Raw genomic sequence first — 14,372 nt, 5'->3', positions numbered from 1 at the left:
GGCGGGGAAACCCCGCCCCTACCAAAATCTTAATTACATATCAGAACCCGGATTGGTATAAAATCAATTTTTTTCTCCCGCAGAGACGCAGAGAAGAGTGGAAGAGTAAAGATTTATCTGTTATTAAATATGTTTGCTGACAAATTCGATTACTTCTGTTAGTCCTTGTTTTGTTTTTAAATTTGTGAAAATAAAGGGTTTATCACCGCGCATTTTTTTTGCATCCCGTTCCATAACATTTAAATCTGCACCGACATAGGGCGCAAGGTCAATTTTGTTAATTACTAATAAATCAGATTTAGTAATTCCCGGCCCACCTTTGCGAGGGATTTTATCACCAGCAGCTACATCAATGACATAAATTGTTAAATCAACTAATTCAGGACTGAATGTAGCTGCTAAATTATCGCCGCCACTTTCTAAAAATACCAAATCTAAATTAGAAAAACGCAGTTCTAACTGTTCAATAGCAGCCAAATTCATCGAAGCATCTTCGCGAATCGCGGTATGGGGACAACCGCCAGTCTCTACACCCAAAATGCGATCGCTTGCTAAAGCCTGAGAACGCACCAAAAATTGTGCATCCTCCTGAGTATATATATCATTCGTCACCACCGCAATCTGATACTGCTCGCGTAACGCCTTACACAAAGCATCTACCAAAGCAGTCTTCCCCGAACCCACAGGGCCAGCAACCCCTACTCGAAATGTGTTGTTTGTCATTTGTCATTTGTCATTTGTCATTTGTCATTTGTCATTGGTCATTTGTCTCCCTTGTCCCCCTTGTCCCATTTCTCCCCACACTCTCCCACACTCTCCCAAACTCCCCAAACTCCCCACACTCCCTCATCCCCCTTGTCCCCCCTCTTCCTCGGCGGTTCATTAACTCCTAAATAACCTGGTATACTGCGTCTCATGCTGCATACTAGCTAAAGATAAGCCCCAAGTACAACAGGCGAGGTCATCATCCTCTAAAGCTAAAATTTGTACCGCTGCAATACTCAGCAATTCCTGTAAATCCAGTAACAACATCTGTCCTGCGGTTTGTCCTAAAGGTATAATTTTTACACCAGCAGTAATTAAATTACTTGCCCAACTATGCAGATATCCTAGTAAAGCAGCTTTGATATCAATTTGCCAATGAGCCGCAGCTATACCAAAAGCGATCGCATAATTGCACGGATTACCAACAGCATTCAGCGTTGCCATGATTTCTGGTTGTAGTTTACCAAGTAACTGGATCAGAGATCGCCCCATTTGCCAGCTAGAGTTGCGTAACTCTTCTGTTTCCCTAGCCGCAGATAACCAGCGATTCCAATAGGTTAAAGCTTCTAAATCATCCATTTTCGCAGATTTATAAGCCCGTAGCATCACCGCAGCCTCTACTCTAATAGCACCATAACGCAGTTGCGAATTTAACCATGCTTGGAGATGTTGCTGATTTGCAATCACACCTTGTTCAACCAGAGTTTCTAAACCTTCAGAATAACTATATGCTCCCACAGGTAAAGCTGGGCTTGTTAACTGTAAAATCGATAAAAAAGAACTATCAGTGAGCGTGATGTCCATAGGCTCCCTGTTCTGGCTGAAATGGTAAAATTTCTTCTTTAATTTCTAGTCCCAGTTGTTCCAACATGGTGCGTAAAACTGAGTCTGTGGATAAGCGTAAATAGTTAATTGTAATTTCTACAGGTACATGACGATTGCCTAAATGGTAAGCTGCCCTGAGTAGTAACTGTGGTGTTTCGGCAAAGACGGTTAATACTGGTTCTGGTTTAGCCGTAATCCTAATTAAATTACTTTGGGTTTCATCTTGGAGAATATCGCCATCTTGCAGCACTGTTCCTCTAGGTAAACGCAAGAATACAACTTTACCATCTTCCGTTTCAAAGCGATGACGACTGCGGGTGCGTTCTTGTGCAGTCAGAGGAAGGATAAAGCTAACTACTGCATCAGGATCGGGCGGTTTACGTTGGGTAAACGTCAACATAATTGATCAACGAAAACTTTTAGGTACTATAGCAGCGATGGGTATTGTTGCGATCGCTCACCTAAAACCATTCCTCTCAACCATCAGCAACCGCGATTCATTTTATCGCTAAATGTATAAAAATTTACATTTAACATAAATTGTGCCTTTACCTATTGTTCTGATAGGATAGCGGCTGGGTAGAAATCAACTACAAAATTATTATCAAACTTTTAGTAAAAATAGTGACAACAACCTTCTACATTTCACGGTTATTGCCACGCACCTAAAACAGTAGCAGAAAAAATCAATGTATTTCCAGACATAGATGAGGATTTTTAACTGTCATCTTTTCTAACTTTGAATTTTGAATACTTCATGAGCTTCAGTACAAGTTTTGAATTTTGAATTGATATTAGCTGGTTGGATCTACTGGAATCAAAAGGTAGGCTGCATGGTCATGAGGTACGTTGGCGCTTTGACCTTCAGGCTTGTCATTTTCAACTGTACTTTTGCTGAGGTTCGCTGCATCTTTACCCTCTCCTAAGAGGAGAGGGCTAGGGAGAGGTAGGAGAGAGGTTTACCAGAGAGGTCTATTTGTGGTGTATTTACAGGAATATGCTGTAATTAATGAAAAATCTGCCAGATTGTTACCCAGCAGATTATCAAGAATTTATGCAAATTTGCCAAGAAATTGATTAGCTAAGCTGTGCTAGCAAAGATTATGGCGCCCAAGGTGCAGCAATCTTGAAGGATGCATCATTGTTATATAAGCTATCAGTAGCTTGGGGGTCAATCCACAATTCATAGTTGCGATGACGAAGATAATAGGTGGGATAGTTGAAAGATGCAAATGACACAGCAGTTGAGTCTGCTAATCCAGCTTTGGGACAAAAAGTAGCATCTGCTTTGAATAAAGCTGTACTATCGTTTTGATTCAATGTGAGACGATAATTTTGATGCCTTAAATAGAAACCTGGATTATTTTTTGACTCAAAAGAAATACACGCAGAATTTGCTAGTCCAGAGACAACATTCCAAGTAGTATTATTTTTCGTCAAGGTATCACTACTACTACTGACTGCTTGGATATAACCCAAAGAATTTGTTTGTCCTATGTAGTTAGATGGAGAATTAAGCGCTTGGAAAGATTGTAAACCACTTAAGTCATCGGTTCCAGGTTTCCAAGGTGTGACGAACTTGAAGGTAGCATCCTGCTTGTATGGGTTATCGCTAGCTTGGGGATCAATCCAAAACTCATAGTTGCGATGGCGCAGATAATAGGTGGGATAGTTGAAAGACGCAAATGATACAGCAGTTGAATCTGCTAATCCGGCTTTGGGACAAAATGTGGCATCTGCTTTGAAAAGTGCTGTATTATCGTTTTGATTTAGCTTGAGACGATAACCTTGATGTCGGAGGAATGCACCCGCAACATTAACTGACTCAAAGGAAATACACTGCTGATTTGCTAACCCTGGTACGATTTTAAATGTTGCACTACTCTTGTCTGTGTCACTACTGTTAGCGTTCACCGTCTTGAGATAAGCCAGTGAGTTAGTTTCGCCAAGGTAGTAAGTAGGATAATTGATTGACTGGATTGACTGTCGCCGATAGAGTGGTACTTGGGCGTTAGGTGGAGGTACAGGGGAAGGATTACCACCTACTTGGATAATTTTGGCTACAGAAGGTACACCAGCAGAGTTGACTAAAAACAGCATATAGTAACCCGGTGGTGCAAGATTAGCGTTGGCGGGTGCTGTCACATTCAATGTGGTTCCCGATGTGCTGAAGGATAGGGGTACTAGACGCTGATCGAAGTTAGTTGCATGGGTAACTGCACCAAGTTTAATCAGATGCACTTTGGCTATACTAGCTGAGGCGGAAGATGTGACAGAGAAGGCTTGTCCATAGTTGAGTGAATCAGGTGCAAAACTGATTGTGGGACGTACAGCTAGCTTACCATCGAGTTGGAACAGATAAGGCGGGGAGAAAATCTCAGCATTCTGTTCATTATGACCTGCTGCACCACAAGGGCCGCACACACCCCCAGCAACGACTACACGACCATCAGGCAATAATAAAGCTGTGGAGTGATATTGGCGCGGTTTAGCCATGCTGGCTAAGGTTTTCCACTGTCCAGTATTTGGGTTCCAGACTTCCGCTGCATACACTGCGGTGTTTAAGTCAAACTGAGATCCCGGTTGTCCATCTTTACCATTGGGGTTAGAGTTACCACCAGTGACTAATACTTGACCGTCAGCAAGAATGGTGAGGTTTTGCTGTCGTCGTCCATAGGTGAGGTCAGTAGTTCGAGATACTAGAGGTTGAGTACCGTTGATATCAATTGTATAGGTACTCTTCGGTGCTGGGCCGCCACCGGCTACGAGGATTTTGCCTTTGGTATACATGGCATAGCTACCGTAATCTCGGAAAATGCCATCACGATCGCCAACAGATGCGATCGCACCTGTACTATTAGTATCGAGGTAGCGTAGGGAACTTTCTGGCCCTGCGTAAAATATCTTACCATTCGGCGCTACCTGCGTCCACGGGAAATAAGATGTGTTATCAATAAAACCTTTCGGTAGTGCAAAGGGAATCTTGGCATTGCTTAAACTCCGCCATGTACCAGATTCAAATATTTCTGGTGTATCCGCATCTGATGGATAAGAGCCACCAGTCACCAGAATGTTACCGTTAGACAGTAAGGTAGAACTGGGATAATATCTCCCAGTATTCATGTTCTGGTACAGTGACCACTGGTTTGTTTGATTGTTAAAGATGTGTGTGGTACTATCTGCAACCCCAACAGTACCAGTGACTGTGAATACTTTACCATCTGGTAACTGGCTATGGGGAGCGCAGAATAATTCCTCTCCCTGTAAGGATTGATTGGAGTTAAGTTCTGTTTTGGTATTGTTAACCGGATTCCAGAGTATAGTTTTGTTGGTTGCACCGCCAAATCCGTTAGCTGTGCTATCCCATGCAAGTACATTACCATCTGGCATCAAGGTTAAATGCACTCCGTAAACTGGCCAGGGATCGACGGCAGACCATGCACCTGTATAATATGCACTGGCTGTAGTTTGGGCATATACGCCATTGCTGACAGCAATTATCAAGGCGATCGCTGCCGCAATTATCGAAAACTTTGATTTAGATTTCATTAAATTGGGATGTTTGTCAGCACCAAGTCAAAGAATGCAATAATTTGCAATCTTTTTAATCCGCAGCGTGATTACCTCACAACTACGAACAGAAAAATACTTTCCTATAGCAGAAATTATCAAATATCAGAGCATCAATCAATTATTAATTGTGTAAAAATACTTAAAGCTTAGGTAAATCCTTCATCCTTTATTGTGTGAAGTTTTGTATTGAATACAAAATCAAATAAATGATGTGCCATTTCTAATTTAGAACAAGGTGGAATTTCTCTTTGTCTCCCTTGTTTATCTAAAAATATCGCTTGATTATTATCGCTGCCAAAACCACTATCAGTTTTATCGATGGGATTGGCAACAATCGCATCTAATTTTTTATTTTGTAATTTTTCTAAAGCAGGCGTTACAATATCCCCAGTTTGAGCAGCAAATCCAATTAAAAGTTGATGTGGTTGCTTGATTTTTGCTAGCTCACTGACAATATCTGGTACAGATTCTAAAGGTAAAGATTGGGGAAGCGATCGCTTGGGTAATTTCTCGGTACTATAATCTCTAGGCTTAACATCCGCCACAGCTGCGGACATGACTATTACATCTGCACTTGCTAAATATTCCTGCATCACTTGCTGCATTTGTTCTGCATTCATCACGGGAATTGCTTGCACTCCTAAAGGCACATCCCAACTAGCAACCCCATGTACTAAGGTAACGTTTGCACCTCGGTGGAGTGCTGCTTGTGCTAAAGCTAGTCCCATTTTACCTGTGGAAGGATTGCCGATAAACCGCACGGGGTCAAGATACTCTCGCGTTCCCCCAGCGCTAATTAATACTCGTTTCCCAGCTAAATCTCTTTTACCACCCGTGTGCAATAACGATTGAATATAACTTAAAATCTCTGGAGGTTCTGCCATTCTCCCAGCACCCACGCGATCGCACGCTAATAATCCCGATGCCGTACCTATACCATGATATCGGCTATCTGTCAATAACTGCTGCCAATTTCGCTGGACTGCAACCTGTTCCCACATATCTGTGTTCATTGCTGGTGCTAGCAGCACAGGACAAGTAGAAGCTAGTACAGTATTCGTGAGTAAATTATCCGCCATCCCATAAGTTAACTTGGCTAATGTATTGGCAGTTAAAGGAGCAATTACCAATAAATCTGCCCATTCACCCAATTCGATATGCAAAGGACGAGAGTGAATAGGTTGCCAAAACATATCATCCGTATAGGCGGGATGACGGGAAAGGGTGGCTAAAGTTAGGGGTGTGATAAATGCTTGCGCTGAATTAGTGAGAATTACACGCACCTCTACCCCAGTTTTAAACAGCCGCGAAACTAGTTCACAGACTTTATAGGCGGCGATACCGCCGCCTACACCGATTAAAACCCTAGATAATTTTGGATTCAGCATGAGCGATCAAGGATGAGAAAATAAGATTAAAGTACTTTCATCCTTCATCGTTCTCACTTCATCCTTCATCTAAGCTTCATCGTATGGTTCCAAGTCTAAGAGGTGGATATAGGGTTCAACTAATTCCGGACGCTGAAATGCGATCGCTCGCAGTAGATGCCAATCATTCAAACCCTCAAAAGCATTGCTATAATTATCCATCTCCAGACGTGTAGCTAACTCTTCAACATCTGTCACAGTCATGGCAGCAATTTCTTTTTTGGAAATGCTTAGAGTTTTCATAATGCTTGCCCCTCCCTATTGCAGCATTCGCACCCAGCATGGGTCGGGTTGTGCTTTTCACGGCCACCCAATATATCTTACTCATTAGATGGTGTGGATTTTGTAAAAATTTTCCTTATTTCTACGTTATTTTGTAAAAAAATTGCAACCAAAGCTACTCAATTGCCTTGACTACAAAATTCCGTAGCAGGTCTAACATTTGTAAACCGATTTCATGACCCATGTCAAATTCCTGGTATTCTAACGGAACTCCCAAGGCTTCTAAGGTATTTTTTGCTCTCACCGCAGCGGATAATGGAACAACTTCATCTTGTCTACCATGAGTAATCAATGTTGGTGGAAAAGTATCTTGTGCAGCCTTTCCAGCTTCAGGATGCAAATAACCACTCATCGCCACTAAACCGGCTAGAGGTAAGTTTAATCCTACATCTAAAGTCATTGCCGCTCCTTGGGAAAAACCACTCAACACTGTCCGTGATAAAGGTACACCCGTGACATCTTCCAAAGATAGCAACCAATCTGTGAGTAATTGCCGGCTTTCGGTTAACCCTTGATACATATTTTCTGTTCTCAGGTCATACCATGCCCTACCTGTGGCAGCATAAGGATAAGGGTAAGGCGCATTCGGAAATACAAACTGATAATCTGGCAAATCAAAAAAAGGCAATAAACCTGCTACATCATCAGCGCTAGCACCCCAACCGTGTAAAGTTACGATTAAGCCAGATGGTGCTTGTTCTGTTTCTGGGGGAACGGAAATAAATTCTAAAGTTTGAGTCATTTGTTGGTGGTCAGTAGACAAGAATAAATAATCAAGGACAATCCTAATCAAAAGTAGGTAATGGCAATAGGATAAATTTCACATTTTTTTTTAGTGTTGTACATGACTTGTAAAATATTCTTCTGCCTTTATTCGTTGATACCAAAGGAGACTGGGGAATTATGGCACGTTTGGCTTTGCTGAGTGTATCCAATAAAACTGGTTTAATTGACCTTGCTCGTAGCTTAGTTGAAGAATTTAACTTTGATTTAATTAGCAGTGGAGGCACAGCTAAAGCAATCAAAGATGCGGGAATACCAGTTACAAAAGTCTCTGATTATACAGGTTCACCGGAAATTTTAGGCGGTCGAGTTAAAACCTTACATCCCCGGATTCATGGCGGGATTTTAGCCCGAAAGGATTTTCCCCAAGATATTACTGATTTAGAAAATAACCAAATTCGTGCGATTGATTTAGTAGTCGTCAATCTTTATCCGTTTGAAGAAACTATTGCTAAACCAGGGGTGACTTTACCGGAAGCGATTGAACAAATTGATATTGGTGGCCCAGCGATGTTAAGGGCTGCATCAAAGAACTTTGCTCATTTGACAGTGTTATGCGATCCCGCCCAATATGATGAATATTTAGAGGAATTACGCCAAAATGACGGGGAAGCATCCCTAGAGTTTCGCCAAAAGTCAGCTTTAAAAGGATTTTTACATACTGCTAGCTACGACCAAGCGATCGCATCTTACCTCATCGCCGCCCAAAATGATGAATCTGCTTTACCGCAGCAATACAGCCTTGTTGGGAAACAATTGCAATCTCTGCGTTATGGTGAAAATCCCCATCAAAGCGCTGCTTGGTATGAAAGTGGAAATACACCCACCGGCTGGGCGGCTGCAAGTAAGCTGCAAGGAAAAGAACTAAGTTACAATAACTTAGTTGATTTAGAAGCAGCACGGCGAATCATTACTGAATTTACAGATACCCCCGCTGCTGCAATTCTCAAACATACAAATCCCTGCGGTGTGGCTTTGGGAGATACCCTCAAAGAAGCTTATGAAAAGGCTTTTAATGCTGATGCTGTTTCCGCTTTTGGGGGAATTGTCGCCCTTAATCGTCCGATTGATGAAGCTACAGCCAGTGAGTTAACCAAAACCTTCTTAGAATGTGTGGTAGCACCTGGTTGTGAAGGCGATGCCCAAGCAATTCTCGCAGCTAAATCCAAAGTCAGAGTTTTAATTTTACCAGATTTGAGCAGTGGTCCCAAAGAAACAGTCAAAGCGATCGCCGGTGGTTTTCTCATCCAAGCTGCTGATGATGTCATTGCTGACACGAGTCAATGGAAAGTTGTCACCGAACGTCAACCCACCGACAGCGAATTAGCCGAATTGCTATTTGCTTGGAAAGTTTGCAAACATGTCAAATCAAATGCCATTGTGATCAGCCGCGATCGCGCTACTCTGGGAGTAGGTGCCGGACAAATGAACCGTGTCGGTTCAGCTAAAATCGCCCTGGAACAAGCTGGTGAGAAAGCTCAAGGCGCGTTTCTTGCTAGCGATGGCTTCTTTCCCTTCGATGACACCGTTAGAACAGCCGCATCTGCGGGAATTACTGCCATTGTCCAACCAGGAGGAAGCCTGCGCGATCAAGATTCCATCAAAGCTGCCAATGAATTAGGGCTAGTAATGGTGCTAACAGGACTAAGACATTTTTTACACTAAAATTGTGCCCGTGTCTAGTACACTTTATAAACTGTCACTAAAAATACTTGTAAATTCTTGGGACAAGTGATATGTTTTAGTAGTGTGTGAGGAGCAAGTTAAAGATAAAAAACGCCTGGGGTGGAAACACGGCAACACTCCCAGGCGTTTTTTAATGGGCTTATTACTTTTGACTGTTGACTTCTGGACAACTGACAACTGACAAAACCTAACTTTGATCGAGAACATCAATTCTCGCTGTGCCAACGGGGATATCTCCTTGTAATCCTACCCGTTGCGCAGTCACTCCATAAAGTAGCGTTCTCGCGGCGGGAATTCTGGTTTTTACGCCTGTAAACTGCACTTCTATAAAACCACCGGTGGCGACAGGTTGATCGAATGCGATCATCAAACGTTCCTTAGTAATCTGTGTCTTAGCTGCAATTTCTCTACCGAATTGATCATGAATCTGAACTCGATCAAAACGTTCCATTTGGTAGGGGAGAGTAATCATTAAATTTTGTACAGACATCCCATCTACTGCCACCCTAATAAAGTGTGTACCATTAAATACACCAGCGTCAGTTATATGGGGAACGTTAATTGTAGATGCTATTTGAGATGGTTGTTGTGTGTTTAGCTGTTCAGATTTGGCAGGTGAAGCGATCGCGCTAGCAGATGTGGTAAGTATTAAAGCAGATAAAGCACCAAAAATAAATCTTTTCATAATCAATACCTATTTTTTGGGTGAACCATTGGCTCAATGTCGTTTAAGAGCCTGTAACTAATAGATTGATTGATGACGATGAGATATAACTGACGAATAAATTAGATTATTCTGAGATTTGAATATTAGTTTTCTCAGTTACAGCAGTTTCCAAGTAATTGAACCACAGATCCTTTCGTAGGGGCACGGCACCAGTCATACGTGTCAACTTAACGTGAAACCCTTACCAAGACGTGATGAGCGAATTCTCTCACTTAACATCATGATCCGCGTCACCCCACCCCGGCTTTGCTGACGCAAAACCTCCCCTCCCCGTTTACGGGGAGGGGATTGAGGGGTGGGGTAAAATGCCTGTGGGATAAGCCTTTTAACTTAAGTTGACACCAATGGGTACCAGTAAGATTATTGTTTGTACCAGAAGATTGTAGATGCTGTGCCCCTACCACTTGAAAAAGGCTGTAAGATTTTATTAGCATGAAACCCCCTTGTGGCGAAAGAAAGACAGTTTTCTCATCAAAAGCTCTAACTCTATTCAGGAAAAACTCATTTTTCTGGATAATCTAACGATTACAGTAAAGTTATTTTTATTCTGAGATTAGCTGCTTGAGGGGAAAAATATGACAGCACATATCCTGGTAGTGGAAGATGAAGTTAAACTAGCGCGATTTGTGGAATTGGAATTAACTAGCGAAGGATATCAGGTAAGTGTAGCCCATGATGGGATTGAAGGTTTGACTTTAGCGCGAGACTCATCGCCAGATTTAGCGGTGCTGGATTGGATGCTACCGGGACTTTCGGGTTTAGAAATTTGTCGCCGTCTGCGTGCCACTGGTAACTCCATTCCCGTGATATTATTGACAGCAAAAGATGAAGTAAGCGATCGCGTGGCTGGTTTAGATGCAGGTGCTGATGATTATGTAGTCAAACCCTTCAGCATTGAGGAACTGTTAGCCAGAATCCGCGCCCATCTCCGTCGCACTCAAGAACCAGATGAGGATGTTTTACACTTTGAAGACTTAAGTTTAAATCGTCGCACTCGTCAAGTATTTCGGGGTAAACGCGCCATTGAATTGACAGCAAAAGAGTTTGATTTATTAGAATACCTGCTGAGTCATCCCCGCCAAGTATTTACTAGAGACCAAATTTTAGAGAAAGTTTGGGGTTATGATTTCATGGGCGATTCTAATATTATCGAAGTTTACATCCGTTACCTGCGTTTGAAGTTAGAAGAAAATCACGAGAAACGCTTAGTTCATACAGTGCGTGGCGTCGGTTACGCACTGCGGGAGTAGCATTTGGTTTCTTTGTGGCTACTGAAACGCAAGTCAGCTTAGAGAAAAAATAGTATCCCAGTTCATACAAATTTTAAAAAGAATGTGAGCCAATAATTTAACTTCACTATTCCAGCGTGTTCATGCTTAAAGGGGAGTTGTGTAAATTCAATTCCACAAATGTATGTTCTATTTGCCTATGTGATTTTTAACTATGGAACCAGTCTTCAAAATTGCATCTGTTTCCAGCATAGAAACACTTCTCAAGTTAATGAGTGAATTCTATGCACACGAACAATTATCCTTTGATGAGCAGGCTGCAAGTTCAGCTTTAAAACTGATTTTGAATAATGATTTGTATGGACAAATCCACCTGATCCATTTAGACAACAATATCGTTGGCTATCTAGTTGTAACATTTGGTTTTAGTTTAGAATATCTTGGGCGTGATGCTTTCATCGATGAATTATATATTCAGGAGAAGTATCGAGGACAAGGGATAGGAAAGCAGAGTTTACAATTGGCTGAGAAAATTTGCCGAGAGCAAAATATTCAAGCGCTACATTTAGAGGTAGAACGGGAAAATATACATGCTCAGACTGTGTATCGCAAAGCAGGATTTGTTAATAGCGATCGCTATCTGCTGACAAAATGGTTATAAACCTTGTCTCCTGGTTATTTGGTGCGGTTGAAGATTGCGATCGCTTGGTAGCAATTAAATTTTCCATGATTCTGGATTAACAATAACTTGTATTTATGTATTTGAAAAAGAAGAGTATTTGTTCTTATCTAGCGAAATGCATAGAGTATAAGTAGCAGCTTGATATATATGAATGGATGGGTGTATTAGTATGTTTGAACATTTAAGGGAAATACATTATCAACAAGGGTGTCGCGATCGCGATGCTGGGTTATTACCTCAAATGCAGGGTTCGGTTTATTTGGAAGCTTACCTCAAGGGAAGACCAGAAGGTTTAGATGGTATTATCCAATACTTTCCTTCTGTTGAAGCGTATATGAAATGGAAATTTAAAGATTTAGGACATTCAGTGTCTTGAGACTGGCGATTGCGGATAAGGGAGACAAGGGGGACAAGGGAGACAAGGGGGACAAATGACAAATGACAAATGACCAATGACCAATGACTATTTTAGGAATACGCTAACATACCATTGTATAAATAACAGTGGTTAAACCGCGTAAATGTATGGATATTGCTTTAATTGTTAAATTTCTTGCGCCTTGTCTGCCATTTCTGTTGAATGTGGGTAATAAAGCCGTAGAAGGTGCATCGCAGAAAGTTGGTGAGGATGGGTGGAATAAAGCAAAAGCTATTTGGGCTAAGTTGCTACCCAAGGTAGAGGCGAAGGAAGCAGCGAAAGAAGCGGCGGCGGATGTGGCGCAAAATCCAGAGGATGAGGATTTACAAGCCAGCTTGCGAGTGCAAATCAAGAAGATTTTGGATGCGGATACAGCACTTGCAGAGGAAATAGCCAAGATTTGGCAAGAAACAAAATCTGCTGACGGTTCGGTTAGTCTTAACGCTCAATCTTACGATGAAAGTATACAGATTAATAAAGCAGGTGGTGTTGATAACTCAACCTATGACTTTAGGAGGTACGACAACCCAAAGTAATTAATATTATTACTGCTGAACAGCAGGAAATATTAGCTTTATTAGAAAGCAGTACCAAGGTAGAATCGCCTGGGGTTCTCAAAGCTGGGAACCCACAGAAAAGTTTGGCTTATTGGCAAGGACGAAAAACCGAAATTGTCCAAATACAGCAATGGTTAACTGATGAAAATACCTTTTTAATTGGCATAGAAGGTATCGGTGGCGCGGGTAAATCGATGCTGGCGGCGAAAATTTATGAAGAAATTGCAGGTTTCCCCAAGCGTTTTTGGGCTGATGTGAGTAATGGGGCAAGTTTTAGCGATTTAGCCCGTCAAGTACTCAGTGAATTTGGCTTTCCGGTTCCAGAAGAAGAAGCGCAGTTAGTAGAAGCGCTGGTGAGGTGTTTACGCAGTGGTGAATTTTTACTAATTATTGACAACCTGGAGAGTTTATTACAACCTAATAGACAATGGGGAAGTCTATTCTACGACGAATTTTTCAACGATTGGGTTGAATTTGGCGGTAATAGTAAGGTAATAGTTACCACTAGAGAAAGACCAGAATTAAAAGGTTTTGAGTGGCTACCTTTGAAAGGGTTGCTAGTAGATGAAGGGGTAGCACTGTTAACAGAATTAGGCATTCGGGGAGATTTAGCGGAGTTTGTTGAATTGGTAGATGGACATCCCCTGCTGTTGCGATTGGTAGGTGATTTATTAAAAGAAGAATATCCCCAAGACCCAGATTTAAAAAGATTAGCAGATTTAGGGTTAGGCAATTTGCGTCAGTTGTTGACAGATCCTCAAGTAGTAGGCGTACATCGCCGGGAAAATGTGGGGATGGTGTTGGTGTTAGATGCCAGTTTTAATAGATTGAATGAGTTACAAAAGGCTTTATTGCTGAATATTAGTGTTTATCGTGGTGCGGTTGATAGTGCAGCAGCCGTGGCGGTGTTGCCAGGAAATTCAGCCGCAGAGATTGAGGGAGAATTGAGGAATATTGTTAAGCGTTCTTTGTTGGTAGAAAAACTCAATGGTAAGCGGCGGTTTGAGTTTCAGCCTGTGGTGTTGGAATATGTGCGGTATAAGGCTGGTAATCAAACAGAGGCGCATCAACAAGCCATTGATTATTATCGCTCAATTGCTAAAAAAAAGCCTTGGAAAACAAAAGATGATGTAAAAGAATACTTAGAAATCTTTCATCACTTTTATCAGTTGCAAGATTATGACTCTGCCTTTGATACGCTTTGGATTTGCGATGATTTTTTAACCTTGCGGGGTTATTATGCATACCAAGTAGAATTATATGGGCAGTTGGTAAGTAAATGGGAAGAAATTGGGGATAAAGAAAATTGGAATTATGATGCTTCTCTCACTTTATTGGGTAATGCTTACAACTCCCTTGGACAGTACCCACAGGCGATTAATTTCCATCAGCAGTCTTTGGAAATAGCTAGAGACAGA

At 41.7% G+C, this 14,372-nt stretch carries 14 protein-coding genes; 6 read left to right on the top strand and 8 right to left on the bottom strand.

Annotated elements, in window-relative coordinates:
* Nucleotides 1–123 precede the first annotated feature (123 nt).
* From ureG to AACU32_RS15205, 7 genes are all read right to left on the bottom strand, one after another.
* Nucleotides 124–723: an urease accessory protein UreG gene (ureG, locus tag AACU32_RS15235; protein WP_096600810.1), complete on the bottom strand. Its 600-nt coding sequence runs from the start codon at nucleotides 721–723 to the stop codon at nucleotides 124–126.
* 159 nt (nucleotides 724–882) lie between these two features.
* Nucleotides 883–1,569, bottom strand: coding sequence for an urease accessory protein UreF (locus AACU32_RS15230; protein WP_096600808.1), 687 nt, complete (start codon nucleotides 1,567–1,569; stop codon nucleotides 883–885).
* The gene (ureE, locus tag AACU32_RS15225) at nucleotides 1,550–1,990 is read right to left on the bottom strand and encodes an urease accessory protein UreE (protein ID WP_096600806.1); all 441 of its coding nucleotides are present in this window, start codon (nucleotides 1,988–1,990) and stop codon (nucleotides 1,550–1,552) included. The genes AACU32_RS15230 and ureE overlap by 20 nt, the downstream gene beginning before the upstream one ends.
* A gap of 701 nt (nucleotides 1,991–2,691) precedes the next feature.
* A complete protein-coding gene (locus AACU32_RS15220; RefSeq protein WP_096600804.1) occupies nucleotides 2,692–5,139 on the bottom strand; it encodes an AbfB domain-containing protein in 2,448 nt (815 codons plus the stop codon).
* 170 nt (nucleotides 5,140–5,309) lie between these two features.
* Entirely contained in the window at nucleotides 5,310–6,551 is a 1,242-nt protein-coding gene (gene coaBC / locus AACU32_RS15215; RefSeq protein WP_096600802.1) for a bifunctional phosphopantothenoylcysteine decarboxylase/phosphopantothenate--cysteine ligase CoaBC, read from the bottom strand.
* Nucleotides 6,552–6,620: 69 nt separating this feature from the next.
* Nucleotides 6,621–6,833 (bottom strand): protein IsiD, encoded by a 213-nt coding sequence (gene isiD / locus AACU32_RS15210; protein WP_096600800.1) that lies wholly within the window; start codon nucleotides 6,831–6,833, stop codon nucleotides 6,621–6,623.
* A 154-nt stretch (nucleotides 6,834–6,987) separates the two neighbouring features.
* Nucleotides 6,988–7,614, bottom strand: a complete 627-nt coding sequence (locus tag AACU32_RS15205; protein ID WP_096600798.1) for an alpha/beta hydrolase — start codon at nucleotides 7,612–7,614, stop codon at nucleotides 6,988–6,990.
* 161 nt (nucleotides 7,615–7,775) lie between these two features.
* Between AACU32_RS15205 and purH the strand changes: the two genes are divergently transcribed.
* Nucleotides 7,776–9,320, top strand: a complete 1,545-nt coding sequence (gene purH, locus AACU32_RS15200) for a bifunctional phosphoribosylaminoimidazolecarboxamide formyltransferase/IMP cyclohydrolase (RefSeq protein ID WP_096600796.1) — start codon at nucleotides 7,776–7,778, stop codon at nucleotides 9,318–9,320.
* 208 nt (nucleotides 9,321–9,528) lie between these two features.
* On the opposite strand, the gene AACU32_RS15195 is transcribed toward purH, so the two are convergent.
* Nucleotides 9,529–10,026 carry a hypothetical protein gene (locus AACU32_RS15195; RefSeq protein ID WP_096600794.1) on the bottom strand — a complete coding sequence of 166 codons (498 nt, stop codon included), beginning with the start codon at nucleotides 10,024–10,026 and terminating at the stop codon, nucleotides 9,529–9,531.
* A 617-nt stretch (nucleotides 10,027–10,643) separates the two neighbouring features.
* Here AACU32_RS15195 and AACU32_RS15190 point away from each other — a divergent pair.
* The 5 genes from AACU32_RS15190 to AACU32_RS15170 all read left to right on the top strand — a co-directional run.
* The gene (locus AACU32_RS15190; protein ID WP_096600792.1) at nucleotides 10,644–11,318 is read left to right on the top strand and encodes a response regulator transcription factor; all 675 of its coding nucleotides are present in this window, start codon (nucleotides 10,644–10,646) and stop codon (nucleotides 11,316–11,318) included.
* Between the two features lie 193 nt (nucleotides 11,319–11,511).
* On the top strand, nucleotides 11,512–11,958 hold the full coding sequence (locus tag AACU32_RS15185) for a GNAT family N-acetyltransferase (protein WP_096600790.1): 447 nt from the start codon (nucleotides 11,512–11,514) through the stop codon (nucleotides 11,956–11,958).
* A gap of 190 nt (nucleotides 11,959–12,148) precedes the next feature.
* Nucleotides 12,149–12,355, top strand: coding sequence for a hypothetical protein (locus AACU32_RS15180; protein WP_096600788.1), 207 nt, complete (start codon nucleotides 12,149–12,151; stop codon nucleotides 12,353–12,355).
* Nucleotides 12,356–12,504: 149 nt separating this feature from the next.
* Complete coding sequence (locus AACU32_RS15175; RefSeq protein ID WP_096600786.1) at nucleotides 12,505–12,933, top strand: hypothetical protein; 429 nt, start codon at nucleotides 12,505–12,507, stop codon at nucleotides 12,931–12,933.
* Between the two features lie 104 nt (nucleotides 12,934–13,037).
* Nucleotides 13,038–14,372: NB-ARC domain-containing protein (locus tag AACU32_RS15170; RefSeq protein WP_339377922.1), on the top strand; the 1,335-nt coding region annotated here is incomplete at its 3' end.

The sequence above is a fragment of the Calothrix sp. NIES-2100 genome (assembly GCF_963875285.1).
Lineage (GTDB): Bacteria > Cyanobacteriota > Cyanobacteriia > Cyanobacteriales > Nostocaceae > Aulosira.
This window is presented reverse-complemented; position numbering and strand designations above follow the sequence as displayed.

What these genes read in the sequence shown, in the direction of transcription:
- purH (WP_096600796.1), top strand. Translation starts at nt 7,776, where the DNA reads ATGGCACGTTTGGCTTTGCTGAGTGTATCCAATAAAACTGGTTTAATT.
- AACU32_RS15190 (WP_096600792.1), top strand. Translation starts at nt 10,644, where the DNA reads ATGACAGCACATATCCTGGTAGTGGAAGATGAAGTTAAACTAGCGCGA.
- AACU32_RS15220 (WP_096600804.1), bottom strand. Translation starts at nt 5,139, where the DNA reads ATGAAATCTAAATCAAAGTTTTCGATAATTGCGGCAGCGATCGCCTTG.
- AACU32_RS15205 (WP_096600798.1), bottom strand. Translation starts at nt 7,614, where the DNA reads ATGACTCAAACTTTAGAATTTATTTCCGTTCCCCCAGAAACAGAACAA.
- isiD (WP_096600800.1), bottom strand. Translation starts at nt 6,833, where the DNA reads ATGAAAACTCTAAGCATTTCCAAAAAAGAAATTGCTGCCATGACTGTG.
- AACU32_RS15180 (WP_096600788.1), top strand. Translation starts at nt 12,149, where the DNA reads ATGTTTGAACATTTAAGGGAAATACATTATCAACAAGGGTGTCGCGAT.
- coaBC (WP_096600802.1), bottom strand. Translation starts at nt 6,551, where the DNA reads ATGCTGAATCCAAAATTATCTAGGGTTTTAATCGGTGTAGGCGGCGGT.
- AACU32_RS15230 (WP_096600808.1), bottom strand. Translation starts at nt 1,569, where the DNA reads ATGGACATCACGCTCACTGATAGTTCTTTTTTATCGATTTTACAGTTA.
- AACU32_RS15175 (WP_096600786.1), top strand. Translation starts at nt 12,505, where the DNA reads ATGGATATTGCTTTAATTGTTAAATTTCTTGCGCCTTGTCTGCCATTT.
- ureE (WP_096600806.1), bottom strand. Translation starts at nt 1,990, where the DNA reads ATGTTGACGTTTACCCAACGTAAACCGCCCGATCCTGATGCAGTAGTT.
- ureG (WP_096600810.1), bottom strand. Translation starts at nt 723, where the DNA reads ATGACAAACAACACATTTCGAGTAGGGGTTGCTGGCCCTGTGGGTTCG.
- AACU32_RS15195 (WP_096600794.1), bottom strand. Translation starts at nt 10,026, where the DNA reads ATGAAAAGATTTATTTTTGGTGCTTTATCTGCTTTAATACTTACCACA.
- AACU32_RS15185 (WP_096600790.1), top strand. Translation starts at nt 11,512, where the DNA reads ATGGAACCAGTCTTCAAAATTGCATCTGTTTCCAGCATAGAAACACTT.